The sequence below is a fragment of the Georgenia phoenicis genome, from assembly GCF_047302425.1.
Lineage (GTDB): Bacteria > Actinomycetota > Actinomycetes > Actinomycetales > Actinomycetaceae > Oceanitalea.
This window is the reverse complement of record NZ_CP154855.1, coordinates 651292-666486: the sequence shown is the minus strand read 5'-3', so window position 1 is coordinate 666486 and position 15195 is coordinate 651292. Positions and strand designations below refer to the sequence as shown.

13 protein-coding genes are annotated in these 15195 nt (G+C 74.3%); 4 read left to right on the top strand and 9 right to left on the bottom strand.

Annotated features, from left to right (window positions below; genetic code table 11):
- Window positions 1-9: 9 nt before the first annotated feature.
- The 4 genes from AA0005_RS03325 to AA0005_RS03310 are packed head-to-tail and all read right to left on the bottom strand — an operon-like array spanning window position 10 to window position 6461.
- On the bottom strand, window positions 10-2859 hold the full coding sequence (locus AA0005_RS03325; protein WP_413452009.1) for an FAD-binding and (Fe-S)-binding domain-containing protein: 2850 nt from the start codon (window positions 2857-2859) through the stop codon (window positions 10-12).
- A gap of 45 nt (window positions 2860-2904) precedes the next feature.
- Window positions 2905-4017 (bottom strand): bifunctional 2-methylcitrate synthase/citrate synthase, encoded by a 1113-nt coding sequence (locus AA0005_RS03320; RefSeq protein WP_413452008.1) that lies wholly within the window; start codon window positions 4015-4017, stop codon window positions 2905-2907.
- A 21-nt stretch (window positions 4018-4038) separates the two neighbouring features.
- Window positions 4039-4932 (bottom strand): methylisocitrate lyase, encoded by an 894-nt coding sequence (gene prpB / locus AA0005_RS03315; protein ID WP_413452007.1) that lies wholly within the window; start codon window positions 4930-4932, stop codon window positions 4039-4041.
- The gene (locus tag AA0005_RS03310) at window positions 4932-6461 is read right to left on the bottom strand and encodes an MmgE/PrpD family protein (protein WP_413452006.1); all 1530 of its coding nucleotides are present in this window, start codon (window positions 6459-6461) and stop codon (window positions 4932-4934) included. The genes prpB and AA0005_RS03310 overlap by 1 nt, the downstream gene beginning before the upstream one ends.
- Window positions 6462-6605: 144 nt before the next feature.
- Between AA0005_RS03310 and AA0005_RS03305 the strand changes: the two genes are divergently transcribed.
- Window positions 6606-7829 (top strand): NAD(P)/FAD-dependent oxidoreductase, encoded by a 1224-nt coding sequence (locus AA0005_RS03305; RefSeq protein ID WP_413452005.1) that lies wholly within the window; start codon window positions 6606-6608, stop codon window positions 7827-7829.
- Between the two features lie 13 nt (window positions 7830-7842).
- Here AA0005_RS03305 and ppdK read toward each other — a convergent pair whose 3' ends face one another.
- Window positions 7843-10551: a pyruvate, phosphate dikinase gene (gene ppdK / locus AA0005_RS03300; protein WP_413452004.1), complete on the bottom strand. Its 2709-nt coding sequence runs from the start codon at window positions 10549-10551 to the stop codon at window positions 7843-7845.
- Between the two features lie 131 nt (window positions 10552-10682).
- On the opposite strand from ppdK, the gene AA0005_RS03295 reads away from it, so the two are divergent.
- A complete protein-coding gene (locus AA0005_RS03295) occupies window positions 10683-10976 on the top strand; it encodes a GNAT family N-acetyltransferase (protein ID WP_413452003.1) in 294 nt (97 codons plus the stop codon).
- A gap of 57 nt (window positions 10977-11033) precedes the next feature.
- On the opposite strand, the gene AA0005_RS03290 is transcribed toward AA0005_RS03295, so the two are convergent.
- A complete protein-coding gene (locus AA0005_RS03290) occupies window positions 11034-12320 on the bottom strand; it encodes a hypothetical protein (protein WP_413452002.1) in 1287 nt (428 codons plus the stop codon).
- An 82-nt stretch (window positions 12321-12402) separates the two neighbouring features.
- Between AA0005_RS03290 and AA0005_RS03285 the strand changes: the two genes are divergently transcribed.
- A complete protein-coding gene (locus AA0005_RS03285; RefSeq protein WP_413452001.1) occupies window positions 12403-12951 on the top strand; it encodes an NUDIX hydrolase in 549 nt (182 codons plus the stop codon).
- A gap of 4 nt (window positions 12952-12955) precedes the next feature.
- Here the strand turns inward: AA0005_RS03285 and AA0005_RS03280 are convergent, their stop codons facing one another.
- Both AA0005_RS03280 and AA0005_RS03275 read right to left on the bottom strand, forming a co-directional pair.
- A complete protein-coding gene (locus AA0005_RS03280) occupies window positions 12956-13429 on the bottom strand; it encodes an RNA polymerase sigma factor (RefSeq protein WP_413452000.1) in 474 nt (157 codons plus the stop codon).
- Between the two features lie 140 nt (window positions 13430-13569).
- On the bottom strand, window positions 13570-13740 hold the full coding sequence (locus AA0005_RS03275) for a CsbD family protein (protein WP_413451999.1): 171 nt from the start codon (window positions 13738-13740) through the stop codon (window positions 13570-13572).
- 134 nt (window positions 13741-13874) lie between these two features.
- Between AA0005_RS03275 and AA0005_RS03270 the strand changes: the two genes are divergently transcribed.
- The gene (locus AA0005_RS03270) at window positions 13875-14765 is read left to right on the top strand and encodes a phenylalanine 4-monooxygenase (protein WP_413451998.1); all 891 of its coding nucleotides are present in this window, start codon (window positions 13875-13877) and stop codon (window positions 14763-14765) included.
- Window positions 14766-14837: 72 nt separating this feature from the next.
- Here AA0005_RS03270 and AA0005_RS03265 read toward each other — a convergent pair whose 3' ends face one another.
- Window positions 14838-15041, bottom strand: coding sequence for a cold-shock protein (locus AA0005_RS03265; protein WP_413451997.1), 204 nt, complete (start codon window positions 15039-15041; stop codon window positions 14838-14840).
- Window positions 15042-15195 lie beyond the last annotated feature (154 nt).

Here is a 15195-nt window from a genome sequence, read left to right as displayed (position 1 = left end):
GGACGGTTCTCAGCGCCGCTCCCCGGCGAGGAGCTGGGCGAGGTGGATGCCCTGCCGGCCCGCGAGCTGGCTGGCCTGCGTCCGGCAGGAGTAGCCGTCGGCGAGGTAGACCGCCTCGGGGCCCGCCTCCCGCAGCGCCGGCAGCAGGGCGTTCTCGGCGACCTGGACCGAGACGTCGTAGTGGCCCCTCTCCATGCCGAAGTTCCCCGCCAGCCCGCAGCAGCCGGCGAGCCGGGTGACCTGCGCGCCGGCGCGCGCGAGGATCGCGGCGTCGGCCTCCCAGCCCATGACCGAGTGGTGGTGGCAGTGCGGCTGGGCCACGACCTCGACGCCCTCGAGGGACGGCGGCTGCCAGTCATCACCGGGGCCGAGCGGCGCGGGGGCGGTGAGGAGCTCGGCCAGGGTGTGGGTGCTCTCGGCGATCATCCGGGCGCGGGGGTCCTCGGGGAAGAGGTCGAGGAGGTCGTCGCGCAGCACGCCGGTGCACGAGGGCTCGACGCCGACGATCGGCACGCCGTTGGCGGCGAAGGGCGCGAGGACCGCCATCGTGCGCTCGAGCTGGCGGCGGGCGCCGTCGAGCTGGCCGGTGGAGATCCAGGTGAGGCCACAGCAGGCCTGCTCCTCGGGGACGACGACCTCGTAGCCGGCGTCCCGCAGCACGCGCACCATGGCCCGCGCCCCGGCGCCGTCGAGCGTCTCGGAGAAGGAGTCGGCCCACAGCAGCACGCGGCGCCCGCTGCTGCCGGACCGGTCCTGCCGCCGCACCCAGCGGGAGAAGCGCTCGGTCGCGAAGCTCACCATCTGGCGCCGGGTGTCCATGCCGCCGGCGCGCATGACGGCCTTGGCCACCGGGCGCACCCCGAGGACGGCGTTGACCAGGCGCGCCACGGCGGGCACGCGGGTGACGAGCCCGGCCCAGCGCGGCAGCCAGCCCAGGGCGTAGTGGTTGACCGGGCGCAGCCGGCGCCGGTAGCTGCGGTGGAGCACCTCGGACTTGTAGCGCGCCATGTCGACCCCGGCCGGGCAGTCGCTCGAGCAGGCCTTGCACGAGAGGCACAGGTCGAGGGACTCGTGGACGGCGGGGCTGCGCACGTCGGTGACGAGGGAGCCGTTGGCGAGCTCCTGGAGTATGCGGGCACGCCCGCGCGTGACGTCCTTCTCCTCGCGCGTGGCCCGGTAGGACGGGCACATGAAGCCACCGGCGGCGGAGGTGTCCGCGCGGCACTTGCCCACACCGGTGCAGCGGTGGACGGCGCGGCTCATGTCCCCACCGTCCTCGTGGAAGGTGAAGCCGCCGGCCACGGGCAGCAGCGGCCGGGCGTGCGGGCGGCGCAGGTCCGCGTCGAGCGGGCGCGGGCGCACGAGGACGCCGGGGTTGAGGTGCTCGGCGGGGTCGAAGAGGGTCTTGACCTGCCCGAAGAGGTCGATGACGCCCTCGCTGTACATGAGCGGGAGCAGCTCGCTGCGCGCGCGCCCGTCCCCGTGCTCACCGGACAGCGAGCCGCCGTAGGAGGTGACGAGCTCGGCGGAGGCGACGAGGAAGTCGCGGGACGGCTTGATGCCGGCCGGCGTCTCGAGCGGCAGGTCGATGCGCACGTGCATGCAGCCGTCGCCGAAGTGCCCGTAGAGGAGGCCGTCGACGCCGTGGTCGGCCATGAGCGCCTCGAAGTCGCGCAGGTAGGCGCCGAGCTTCTCCGGCGGGACGGCGGCGTCCTCCCAGCCCGGCCACCCCTGCGCCCCGGACGGGGTGCGCCCGCCCAGGCCCGCGCCGTCGGCACGGATGCGCCACAGCGCGTCGGCCTGCGGGCCGGCCGGGACGACGGCGACGGCGTCGGTCCCGCCGTCCGCGGCGAGGCGGCGAGCCCGCTCGAGGGCGTCGTCGGCGTCCTGCCCACCGACCTCGACGAGGAGCCAGCCGGCACCCCGGGGCAGCTCGGGGACCGCCTGTGGGCCGTGGTGCTGCCGGACGATGTCGACGAGCCGCGCGTCGATGCCCTCGACGGCGAGCGGCCCGTGGGCGAGCAGCGCGGGCACCGCGTCCGCCGCGGAGGCCATGTCGGGGTAGCCGAGGGCCACGAGGACCGGCGCGCTGGGCAGCGGAACGAGGTCGACGGTGGCGCCGAGGACGGTGACGAGGGTGCCCTCGGTGCCGACGAGCATCTTGGCGAGGTCGGCGCCGTTCTCGGGCAGCAGGTGCTCGAGGCTGTAGCCGGAGACCTGCCGCTTGAAGCGGCCGAGCTCGGTGCGGATGCTCGCGAGGTTGGCCCGGACGAGCGCGTCGAGGCCCGGGACGGCGTCGAGGCTGCCGCGCCCGGCGGTGAAGGAGCGGCCGGTGCCGTCGACGACGTCGAGGCTCGAGACGTTGTCCGCAGTGCGGCCGTAGGCCACGGCGTGCGGGCCGCAGGCGTTGTTGCCGATCATGCCGCCGAAGGTGGCGCGGTTCTGGGTCGAGGGGTCCGGGCCGAAGCGCAGGCCGTGCGGCTTGGCGGCGCGCTGGAGGTCGGACATGACGACGCCGGGCTCCAAGCGCGCGGTGCGCGCCTCGGGGTCGAGCTCGAGGATGCGGTTGACGTGGCGGGAGAAGTCGATGACGACGCCCGGGCCGATGGAGTTGCCGGCGATCGAGGTGCCGCCGCCGCGGGTGGTGACCGGGACGCCGAGGCGCCGCGCGGTGTCGAGGGCGGCACGGGCGTCGTCGACGTCGCGCGGCATGACGACGACGTCGGGGACCACCCGGTAGTTCGACGCGTCGGTGGAGTACAGCCCGCGGTGGAGGGAGTCGTCGTGCACCTCGCCGTCGACGGCCCGGCGCAGGGAGTCGACGAGGTCGGTGCGCTGGTCGCTGGCGAGGTCGGTCACCCTCCGATCCTGCCACCTGGGCCGGCGCGGGGGCGGGACCGTCCGTCAGGTGCGGCGTCCCACGTGTCGCTCCTCGGGGCCGCTGTAGGCGGACAGGGGGCGGATGAGGGCGTTGTCGGCGGCCTGCTCGATGATGTGCGCGGCCCAGCCCGTCACCCGCGCGGCGACGAACAGCGGCGTGAAGGTCGCGGTGTCGAAGCCCATGAGGTGGTAGGCGGGCCCGGAGGGGTAGTCGAGGTTGGGCCGGATGCCGGTGCGCTCGACCATCGCGGCCTCGAGGGCGTCGTAGAGCCGCATGAGGTCCTGCCGGCCGGTGTGCTCGACGAGCCGGTCCAGGGCGGCCTTCATCGTCGGCACCCGGGAGTCGCCGCGCTTGTAGACCCGGTGGCCGAAGCCCATGACCTTGCGCCTGGCGGCGAGGGCCTCGTCGAGCCAGGCGTCCACGCGCGAGGCGTCGCCGATCTCCTCGAGGACCGCCATGACGGCCTCGTTGGCCCCGCCGTGCAGCGGCCCCTTGAGCGCCCCGATCGCACCGACGACGGCGGAGTACAGGTCCGCGCCGGTCGAGGTGATGACCCGGGCGGTGAAGGTCGAGGCGTTGAAGGAGTGCTCGGCGTAGAGGATGAGGGAGACCCGGAAGGCGTCGACGACGACGGGGTCGGGCACCTCCCCGAAGGTCATGTGGAGGAAGTTCTCGATGAAGCCGAGGTCGGCGCGCGGCTCGACGAGTTCCTGCCCGCGCCGCCGGCGCTGGTCGTAGGCGACGACGGCGGGGATCTGGCTGAGCAGGCCCACGGCCTTGCCGACGTCGGTGCGCCGGTCCTCGGCGTGCCGGTCGGCGGCGCCGATGACGCTGACGGCGGTGCGCAGGACGTCCATCGGGTGCGCCGTCGTCGGGACGAGGTCGACGGCGGCCCGGACCCGGTCCGCCAGCGCCCGCTGCGCGCGTCCCTCCCCCTCGAAGGCGGCCCGCTCGAGCTCGGTGGGCAGCTCGCCGTGCCACAGGAGGTGGGCCACCTCCTCGAAGGTGCAGTGCTCGGCCAGCTCCTGGACCGGGTAGCCGCGGTAGAGCAGGGAGTTGCTCTCCGGGTTCACCTTGGAGATGGCGGTGGTGTCGGCGACGACGCCCACCAGGCCCTTGCGGATCTCCTCGCTCATGCTCGCTCCTTCGCGGCGGTGTCAGAGGCGGAAGTTGTAGACGTCCTCGTCGAAGTGGGCGTAGGACGGGTAGTCGAGCAGCTCGTAGAGCCGCGCGCGGGTCTGCATGGTGCCGAGCTCCTCGCGCAGCGAGCCGTCGCGGCGCAGGGTGTCGAGGCCCCGCTCGGCGGCGCCCATGGCGAGCCGGAGCAGGGAGACGGGGTAGATGACCATCCGCACGCCCGTCGCGGCGAGCTGGGCGGTGGTGAAGAGCTCGGACTTGCCGAACTCGGTCATGTTCGCGAGCACGGGGACGTCGACGGCGGAGGCGACCGCCTCGAACTCCTCCAGGGTCCGCATGGCCTCGGGGAAGATCGCGTCGGCACCGGCGTCGGCGAGCGCCCGGGCCCGGTCGACGGCCGCGTCCAGGCCCTCGATCGCGCGGATGTCGGTGCGGGCCATGACGAGGAGGCCCGGGTCGCGGCGGGCGTCGACGGCGGCGCGGATGCGGCGCAGCGCCGTCGTCTCCTCGACGACCTGCTTGCCGTCGAGGTGGCCGCAGCGCTTGGGGTTGACCTGGTCCTCGATGTGCAGGCCGGCCACGCCGGCGTCCTCGAGCACCTGGACGGTGCGGGCGACGTTCATCGGCTCCCCGAACCCGGTGTCGGCGTCGACGAGGGCGGGCAGCTCGGTGACCCGCGCGATCTGCCGGCTGCGCTCGGCGACCTCGCTCAGCGTCGTGAGCCCGATGTCGGGCAGCCCGAGGTCGGCGGAGATGACCGCCCCGGAGACGTAGACGCCGTCGAAGCCGCGCTCCTCGATGAGCCGCGCGGAGAGCGGGTTGAAGGCGCCGGGCAGCTGGAGCAGGTCCGGGCCGGCGAGCCGCTCCCGCAGGGCGGCACGCTTCTCGTGGGCCGGGGTGGGGGCGTGGAGCATCAGAAGATCCCCTCCGGGGCGGTGACGGCGGCGGCCGCGGGAGCGGTGACCGTGAGCCCGCCGAGCTCGTCCGCGCCGAGCTCGGGCAGGCGCTGGGCGAGCCCGAGGAAGCGCTCGGTCTCGGCGGGCTCCAGGACGTCCTCGGCGAGCGTGCGGAACTTCGCGAGGTACTGCTCGCGGCGGAAGGGCCGAGCACCGAGGGGGTGGGCGTCGGCGACGGCGATCTCCTCGACCACTCGCGAGCCGTCGCGCAGGGTGATCTCGAGCCGACCGCCGAAGGCCTTCTCGGCGGGGTCGGTGGCGTGGTACCGGCGGGTCCACTCCGGGTCCTCGGCGGTCGTGATGCTGCGCCACAGTGCCACGGTGTCCGGGCGGGAGGCACGCTCGGGCAGGTAGGAGGCGACGTGGTGCCAGCCGCCGTCCTGCAGCGCGACCGCCACGATGTAGGGGATCGAGTGGTCGAGCGTCTCCCGGGAGGCGGCGGGGTCGTACTTCTGCGGGTCGTTCGCGCCGGAGCCGATGACGTGGTGGGTGTGGTGGGAGGTGTGGATGACGATCGACTCGACGACGTCCGGGTCCCCGAGCTCGGGCCGCTCGCGGTGGAGGCGGCGAGCGAGGTCGATGAGCGCCTGCGCCTGGTACTCCGCGGAGTGCTCCTTGGTGTAGGTGTCGAGGATGGCGCGCCGGGGTGCTCCGGGCGCCGGCAGCGGCACCTCGTAGTGCGCGTCGGGCCCGTCGAGGAGCCAGGCGATGACGCCGTCCTCCCCCTCGTAGACCGGCGCGGGCGAGGTCTGGCCGCGCATCGCCCGGTCGACGGCCTCGACCGCGACCTTGCCCGCGAAGGCGGGGGCGTAGGCCTTCCACGTGGAGATCTCGCCCTTGCGGGACTGCCGGGTGGCCGTCGTCGTGTGCAGCGCCTGCCCGACGGCGTGGAAGACGGTCTCGGTGTCGAGGCTCAGCAGCGACCCGAGGCCGGCGGCGACCGCCGGGCCGAGGTGGGCGACGTGGTCGATCTTGTGCGCGTGGAGGCTGATGGCCCGTACGAGGTCGACCTGGACCTCGTAGGCGGTGGCGACGGCGCGCACGAGGTCGGCGCCGGTGAGCCCGCGCCGGCGGGCGAGGTGCTGGGCGACGGCGAGGAGCGGGGCGATCGTGTCGGCGGGGTGGGAGTAGTCGGCGGCGAGGAAGGTGTCGTGGAAGTCCAGCTCACGCACGGCGACGCCGTTGGCCCAGGCAGCCCACTCCGGGCTCACCCGCTCATCGCGGTCCAGGCCCGCGACCGTGGCACCCGGCCGGTAGGGGTGGGCGCGTGCCTGCGCGCGGGCGGCGACGACCGGTGCCCGGGTGAGTGACGCCGTCGCCACGGCCATGTTGTCCACGAGGCGGTTGGCGACCATCTCCGCGACGTCGTCGGGGACGGGCACGCGCTCGGTGGCGACCTCCGCGATGCGCCAGGCGAGCTGCTCCTCGCGCGGGAGCTGCGCCGCGCTGGGGTGGACGCGCACGTCGTGGGTGATCAGGTCGGTCATCGACTCTCCTCGTTGAGCGGTGCCCCCATCCTCTCCCGAGCGCCCGGCCTCGTCTCGACATCGCCGCGGGGATGTCGGTCGTTCAGTACGCTCGACAGCGTTCGCGTGGCCGGGGTGACCGGCCCGGGTCGCACAGGGGGAAGCATGGGCACCGCCATCGTCATCGGGGCTGGCATCGTCGGGCTGTCGACGGCGTGGCACCTGCAGGAGCGCGGGTACGAGGTCACCGTCCTGGACCGCACCGGCGTCGCCGCCGGGTCCTCGTGGGGCAACGCCGGCTGGCTGACCCCGGGCAAGGCGATCCCGCTCGCGCACCCGAGCCTGTGGTCCTACGGCCCCCGGGCGCTGCTGGACCCGGACGCGGCGCTGCACGTCCCCTTCCGCGTCGAGCCAGGGCTGTGGTCCTTCCTCGCCCGCTTCCTCGGGCACGCGACGCCGCGAGCCTGGGACCGGACCATGGCCGCGCTGACACCGGTCGACAAGCTCGCCCTCGAGGCCTTCGACGAGCTCGGCCTCGGGGGCGTCGACTCGTGGACGCGCCCGGGGCCCTTCGTCGTCGGCTTCGAGGACGAGGCGCAGTCGAGGACCTTCCAGGGCGAGGTGGCGGGCGCCGTGCGCCACGGGCAGGACGTCCCCTTCGAGCGGCTGACGGACCCGCGGGAGCTGGCCCCGCAGCTGTCCGACGCCGTCCGGGTGGCGTTCCGGCTCGACGGTCAGCGCTTCCTCGAGCCGGGCCCGTACGTCGAGGCACTCGGCCGCGCCGTCGTCGAGCGCGGCGCCCACGTCCGCTCCGGCGTCGAGGTCACCGGCGTCAGCTCGACCCGCAAGCCCGTGGTCGCGCTGGCGACGGGCGAGCGCACCAGCGCGGACGTCGTCGTCGTCGCCACCGGCGCGTGGCTCCCCCGGCTGGCCCGCCCGCTCGGCGTGCGGGTCGCGGTCCAGGCGGGCCGCGGGTACTCCTTCACCGTCGCGACGGACCAGCCGGCGCGCCACCCGGTGTACCTGCCCCACGCCCGCCTCGCGTGCACGCCCTACCAGGGGCGGTTCCGCATCGCGGGGACGATGGAGTTCCGGGGCCCGGACGAGCCGTTCCAGCCCGGGCGGATCGCGGCGATCGTCCGGCACGCACGTCGGCTCCTCACCGGCGTGGACCTGGAGGACCGCCAGGACGAGTGGGTCGGCTCCCGCCCGGTGACGCCCGACGGCCTGCCGCTCGTCGGGGCGACGCGAGCGCCGGGCGTCTACGTCGCCGGGGGCCACGGCATGTGGGGCATGGTCCTCGGCCCCGTCACCGGGCGGCTGCTCGCCGAGCGCATCGCCACCGGCGAGACGCACCCGGCCATCGCCCCCTTCGACCCGCTGCGCTGAGGGAGCCGGACGCTCACGCGGTCGCGTCGTCCCCCGCCATGACGGCCGCACGCCCCGCCTCGAGCCGCGCCACGGGCACCCGGTAGGGCGAGCACGAGACGTAGTCGAGCCCGGCGTCGTGGAAGAAGTGGATGGACTCGGGGTCGCCGCCGTGCTCGCCGCACACCCCGATGTGCATGCGCGGCTTGGTCGCCCGGCCGCCCGCGACGCCGGCGCGTACGAGCGGTCCCACGCCCTCGCCGTCGATCGTCTCGAAAGGGGAGATGCGCAGCACCCCGTTGGCGAGGTAGCGGGAGAAGAAGGCGGCCTCGACGTCGTCGCGGGAGAAGCCCCACGTCGTCTGGGTGAGGTCGTTGGTGCCGAAGGAGAAGAAGTCGGCCTGCTCGGCGATGCGGTGGGCGGTGAGGGCGGCGCGGGGCAGCTCGATCATGCAGCCGATGGGCAGGTCGAGGAGCATCTCGGCGGCCCGGCCCTCCTCGGCGAGCACCCGCTCGGCCTCCTGGCGCACGAGCTGCAGCTCCCGCACCGAGCCGACGAGCGGGACCATGATCTCCGGCCGCGGGTCCAGCCCCTCACCGCGCAGCTGGGCCGTCGCCTGCGCGATCGCGCGCACCTGGAGCGCGAAGAGACCGGGGACGACGAGGCCGAGGCGCACGCCCCGCAGCCCGAGCATCGGGTTCGACTCGTGCATCCGCCGCACGGCCGCGAGGAGCCGTTCCCGGCGCTCGTCCACCTGGCCCCGCTCGGCCGCGAGCGCCACCTCGACCGACAGCTCGGTGAGGTCGGGGAGGAACTCGTGGAGCGGCGGGTCGATGAGGCGGATCGTCGTCGGCAGGCCGTCCATCGCGCGCAGGATCTCGACGAAGTCCGCCCGCTGCGGCTCGAGCAGGGCCGCGAGCGCCTCCTCGCGCTCGGCGTCGTCGGCGGCGAGGATGAGGCGCTCCACGAGCTCGCGCCGCTCGCCGAGGAACATGTGCTCGGTACGGCACAGGCCGATACCTTCTGCCCCGCGCTCGCGGGCGTTGCGGGCGTCCTCGGCGGTGTCCGCGTTGGCCCGCACGCGCAGGGTGCGGGCGTCGTCGGCGTGGCTGAGGACGCGGTGGACCGCCTCGACGAGCTCGCGGGTCTCCTCGTCCGGGGCGGCGGCCCGTCCGACGTCCAGGCCCTCGGCGATGTAGGTCATGACGGGCGAGTCGACGACGGGCACCTCGCCGAGGAACACCTGCCCCGACGTGCCGTCGATGGCGATGGTGTCCCCCGCGTGCAGGGTCCTGCCGTTGACGCGCAGCTCGCGGCGGGCGGCGTCGACGTCGAGCTCGTCGGCCCCGACGACGGCGCAGGTCCCCATCCCCCGCGCGACGACGGCGGCGTGGGAGGTCTTGCCGCCGCGGGCGGTGAGGATCCCGGCGGCGACCATCATGCCCTGGAGGTCGTCGGGGTTCGTCTCCCGCCGCACGAGGATGACGGGCGCGCCCGCCTCGCTGCGCTCGACGGCCTGGGCGTTGTCGAAGACGATCTCCCCCACCGCGGCGCCCGGCGAGGCGGCCATCCCGGTGGTGAGGAGCTCGGTGTCCGCCTCGGTGTCGAACTGCGGGAAGAGCAGCTTGCCGAGCTGCGCCCCGGTAACGCGGGAGATGGCCTCGTCCATCGTGATGAGGTCCTCGTCGACGAGCTGGGTGGCCACCCGGAAGGCCGCCGCGGCGGTGCGCTTGCCCACCCGGGTCTGGAGCAGCCAGAGCTTGCCGTCCTCGATGGTGAACTCGATGTCGCACAGGTCGCGGTAGTGGGTCTCCAGGCGCCGCATCGCCTGGCGCAGCTCGGCGTAGGAGGTGGGGTCGAGGGTCTCGAGCTCGGCGAGCGGCACGGTGTTGCGGATGCCGGCGACGACGTCCTCGCCCTGCGCGTTGGGCAGGTAGTCCCCGTAGACGCCGGAGTGGCCGGTCGAGGGGTCGCGGGTGAAGCACACGCCGGTGCCGGACGTGGAGCCGAGGTTCCCGAAGACCATCGCCTGGACGTTGACGGCCGTGCCGAGGTCGTTGGGGATGCCCTCCTGGCGGCGGTAGAGGACGGCGCGGTCGGTGTTCCACGAGCGCAGCACCGCCTCGACCGCCATGTCGAGCTGCTGGCGCGGGTGCTGGGGGAAGTCGGCCCCGGACTGCTCGCGGACGATGTCCTTGTACGTGGCCACGAGGCCGCGCAGGTCCTCGGCGGAGAGCTCGGTGTCGTCCTTGACGCCGCGCTCGGTCTTGAGGTCCTCGAGCGCGGCGGAGAAGAGCTCGCCGTCGATGTCGAGGACCGTCTTGCCGAACATCTGCAGGAGGCGGCGGTAGGAGTCCCAGGCGAAACGCTCGTCCCCGGTGACGGCCGTGAGTCCCTGGACGGAGGCGTCGTTGAGGCCGACGTTGAGGACGGTCTCCATCATCCCGGGCATGGAGAACTTCGCGCCGGAGCGGACCGAGACGAGGAGCGGCTCGTGGAAGTCCCCGAGGCTGCGCCCGAGGGTGTCCTCGACCTGCCGCAGTGCGAGCGTCACCTCCACCCGCAGGTCCGGCGGCACGTGGCCGTCGCGCATGTAGGCGCGGCACGCCTCGGTCGTGATGGTGAAGCCCGGCGGTACCGGCAGGCCCAGCCGGCTCATCTCGGCGAGGTTCGCCCCCTTGCCACCGAGCAGGTCCTTCTGGTCCATCCCGCCCTCGCTGAAGCGGTATACGTACTTCGGCATCGTCGCCTCCGGTGGTCCCCGCGGTCCCCGGCACCGCGGACGTGTTCTCACTGTAGCGACGCGCCGCGGGCTCCACCCGGGCCTTGCGGCCCCGGCGTGCGGCCCGCCGCAGGCCCGTGCCACGCTGAGCCATGGCCGAGATCGAGGTGAGGGACGTACCGAGCCGGCACCGGTACGAGGCGACGGCGGACGGCGAGCTGCTCGGTGTCGCCGTCTACGAGCGTGACGGTGACGTCGTCGTCCTCACGCACACGGTGGTCGAGCCCGCCGCGGAGGGGCAGGGCGTGGGATCCGCGCTGGCGCGCGCGGCGCTCGACGCGGCCCGCACGGAGGGCCTGCGCGTGCTCCCGCAGTGCTCGTTCATGGCCGGGTGGGTCGACGCGCACCCGGAGTACGCCGACCTCGTCGACGAGCCGCTCGCCTGACTGGCGCCGTCCCGGCGGGCCCTCCAACCCGCCGGGACGGCGTCCTGCGGTGGCGTCCTAGAACGCCAGCTCGTGGTCGGCCACGGCGACGACGCTCCAGGTCTGCCCCTGGGCGTCGCTCAGCTCGTAGGCCGGGAGCAGGAGGGTGCCGCCGCCTGCGTCGTGCGTGGTGAGGGCGGGCTCGGCGCTGACGATCGTCACCTCGGTCACCGGCCACGGGACCGCCGCCCCGGGTGCGGGCGCCGGGGGCGGCGGGTCGTCCCAGCTGCGTCCGCCGGGCTCGGGCACCGGCAGGGTGACGACGTCGTCGAGCCACACCGGGCTGCCCCCGAAGCGCGGGTCGCCGAGCCGTTCGACGGCCTCGGCCGGGCTGACGACGTCGTACTCACCGAGCTCCACGAGCGGCGCGAGCGGCCCGTGGAAGGACATGACCTCGCCGTCGACGACCTCGGCGCTCCAGCTGTACCCGGTGCGCGTGCCGCCGGCCAGCTGGTGGGCGACGACGCTCGCCACCCGGCCCCCCGCCCAGAGCTCCTGCTCGGTGTACTCGGCCGACTCGGGGTCCACCCCCAGGGCGGCCAGCGTCTCGTAGAGAACTCCGGCCGGGCCCTCCGGGGCCGCACCGCCGGGTGCGACGGCGGTGGGCTCGGTCGCGGGCTGGGGCTCGACGGCCGCCACGCCTCCCCCATCCTCCGCGGCGCCGTCGTCGAGCGGCTCGACGGGGGCGACGTCCTCGAGGAGCTCGTGGAGCGCGGGGTCGGTGAAGAAGACGCTGACGGCAGCGTCCGGCCCGATGCTGAGGGTCGGGCCGCTGCCGTCCGCCGACCCGACGGCCCACCCGGCCTCGAGCCTCGGCTCGCCCTCGACGCCGAGCACCTCGGCCACGCGCAGGGCGGACTCCTCGGTGAAGACGCTCGCGCCGTCGTAGGCCCAGGCGGGGGCGCTGCCACCCGCGTCGCTGAGGCCCTCGGCGGTGAAGGTCGTGCGCTGCCCGCCGTAACCGGGAACCGACGACTCGGCGGCCGACATGCTCTGCGCGGGCTCGTCGGCCGCGCCCCCGGTGGCCACCTCCGGCTCGGTCGCCGGCGCCCAGGAGGCGACGGCGGTCTGGTCACCGGGGGGCGTCTCGGACGTCCTGCCGATCCCGAACCCCGCACCGCCACCGACGAGCAGCGCACCGGCCGCAACGGCGGCCACCGCCGCCCAGCGCGGGCGGGAACGCCGCGCGGCGAGCTCGTCCGCGCGCCGCTCGCCGGTGAGCGCGGCCAGCCGCTCGCCGTCCGGCTCCGCGCCGGCCCCGGGGTCCGCGGCACGCGTGCGCTCGACTGCCTCGTCCTCGTCCATCGCTGACCTCCTCGCTGTCCTACCTCCCCTGTGTGGCGAGCCCTGCGGATCTTGCAGCGCGGGCGGTGGCAGGCTGGCCCCCATGCCCTCCGCCCTGCACGCCTCCGCCCTCGCCCTCCTCGAGCCGTGGCAGGCCCCCACCGCGCGCCAGGAGCAGCTGCGAGAGCGCTACGTCGCCCACCTGCGGGCGCAGCCGCTCGGCGTCCTGCGCGAGTGCTACCCCGACCACCTGACGGCGAGCACGCTCGTCGTCTCGGCGGACCGCAGCAGCGTGCTGCTCACCCTCCACCGCAAGGCGCAGCGGTGGTTCCAGCTCGGCGGCCACGTCGAGCCGGCCGACCCCAGCCTGGCCGCCGCGGCGCTGCGCGAGGCCACCGAGGAGTCGGGCATCGCGGATCTCGTCCTCGACCCCGTCCCGGTGCAGCTCAGCGCGCACCCGGTGCCCTTCTGCGACCCGCGCGGCGGCGCGAGCCACCTCGACGTGCGCTTCGTCGCCACCGCGCCGGCCGGCGCGCTCCACGCGGTCTCGGAGGAGTCCCTCGACGTCGCGTGGTGGCCGGCGGGCGAGCTGCCCGACCCGCAGCCGGACATGGTCGAGCTCGTCGACCTTGCGCTGGCCCGCCTGGGCTGAGCGGTCACTCGGGCCAGGCGGCGGCGAGCCGCGCGCGGGCCCGGGACAGGGCGGCGTCGGCACCGCCCCGGCTGATGCCGAGGACCTGGGCGAGCTCGGCGCCGCCCAGCCCCTCCCACGCGTGGAGCACGAGGATCTGCCGGTCCCGCTCGCTCAGCGCCGCCAGGGCGACCCGCACGTCGTCGTCGGCCACCGCCGCCAGGGCGGGGTCGCCGTCGTCGTCCCGGGTCTCGGGCGGCTCGTCCACGGGCAGGGGCACCCGCTTGCGCCGGTGGTTGGCGAGGACGAAGCCGGCGGTGCGGTAGAGCCACGGCAGCACGGCGTCCTCCGGGACGTCGGCCCGGCGCCGCCAGGCGACGGCGAGCACCTCGGCGGTGAGGTCCTCGGCGTCGTCGGCGGGGGCCCGCCGCACAAAGTAGCGGTAGACGGCGGTGGCGTGGCTCCGGTACAGGTCGTCGAACCACGCGTCCTCGCGCACGGCGCCCCTCTCGTCTCCGGCAGGCGGGCAGGTCCCACCATCCCGCCTGTGTCCCGACTGGAGCCGATCTTGCAGTGGAGCGGCCCGGACACGCGAACGCCCCGCGGGACAGTGTCCCGCGGGGCGTCAGGAGCCCGGGTCTACTTGAAGGCGTCCTTGACGTTCTCGGCGGCCTGCTTGAGGCTGCCCTTGGTCTGGTCCTTGTGACCCTCGGCCTGGAGGTCCTTGTTGTCGGTCGCGTCGCCGACCGCCTCCTTGATCTTCCCCGAGGTCTTCTCAGTCGAGTTCGCGATCTTGTCGTCAGTGCCCATGCAGAGCTCCTTCCGTTCGCGAAAGACCGGGTCCGGCCTTTCCGTCTTCCACACTAGGGGCGCCCCTGGTGGGCCGCACGGCGAGCGGCTCCCCACCCCTTGTCTCACATGGTGGACGGGGGTACAAAGGGGACATGTTCGACGAGGCACAGCTCTACTCCCCCGTCACCGACCGCTCTGACGGCAGCGTCGAGGTGCACCTGGCCCCCGACCACCCCGGCGCGCAGGACCCGGAATACCGGCGCCGCCGCGAGGAGATCGCCGGACCGGCGCACCGCTGGCGCCCGGGCGACCCCGTCCCCACGGTGGAGTACACCGAGGAGGAGAACGCGATCTGGGCCCAGGTCAGCCGCGAGCTCGCCCCCAAGCACGAACGGCTCGCCGTCCGGGCCTACCTCGAGGGCAAGGAGGCCCTGGGGCTGCCCACCGACCGCGTCCCGCAGCTGGAGGAGGTCAGCGCCGGCCTCACCACGCTCAGCGGGTTCCGGCTCCACCCGGCGGCCGGGCTCGTGCCCCTCGACGTGTTCTACGGCTCCCTGGGCGACGGCGTCTTCCACTCCACCCAGTACCTGCGGCACGGGTCCCAGCCGCTCTACACGCCCGAGCCGGACATCATCCACGAGGTCACCGGCCACGGGAACCTGCTCGCACACCCCGGCATCGCCGAGGTCAAGCGCCAGGCCGGGCTGGCCGCACAGCGCTGCCAGACCCCCGAGGGCCTGCAGTACGTCGCGGACGTCTTCTGGTTCACCATCGAGTTCGGCGTCATGTGGGAGGGCGGTGAGCTGCGGGCCTACGGCGCCGGGCTGCTGTCGTCCTACGGGGAGATCGAGGAGTTCCGCGGCGCGGACGTCCGGCCGGTCGACTTCCACGCGATGGCCACCCAGGACTACGACATCACCCACTACCAGCCGGTGCTCTTCGCCTGCGACGGGATGGGAGAGCTCACCGACCGCGTGGGCGGCTTCTTCGCCGACTTCGACGACGAGACGCCGGCCCGGCTCGCCGCAGCGGCAGCCGCGTAGCCCCGGAGACGACTTCGCCGCGGCCACCCAGAGGGTGACCGCGGCGAAGGACGCGTCAGTGAGCGCGACGACTCAGAGCGGGCGGACGTTCTCCGCCTGCGGGCCCTTGGGGCCCTGGGTCGTGTCGAACTCGACCTTCTGGTTCTCGTCGAGCGAGCGGTACCCGCTCGTGGCGATCGCGGAGTAGTGGACGAACACGTCCGCACCCCCGCCGTCGGGGGCGATGAAGCCGAAGCCCTTCTCGCCGTTGAACCACTTCACGGTGCCAGTTGCCATGCCAAAACTCCTCGATAAAAAAGCTCCGGACCGATGCCGGAGCGTTCCCCACCATAGCGGTCGGGGAGCCCTGAGGCGAGACATTCGCCGATCCAGTTCCGACCGGCCCCTCCTCAGGACGTGCGAAGGCCCGGCAACCAGTGGGGTTGCCGGG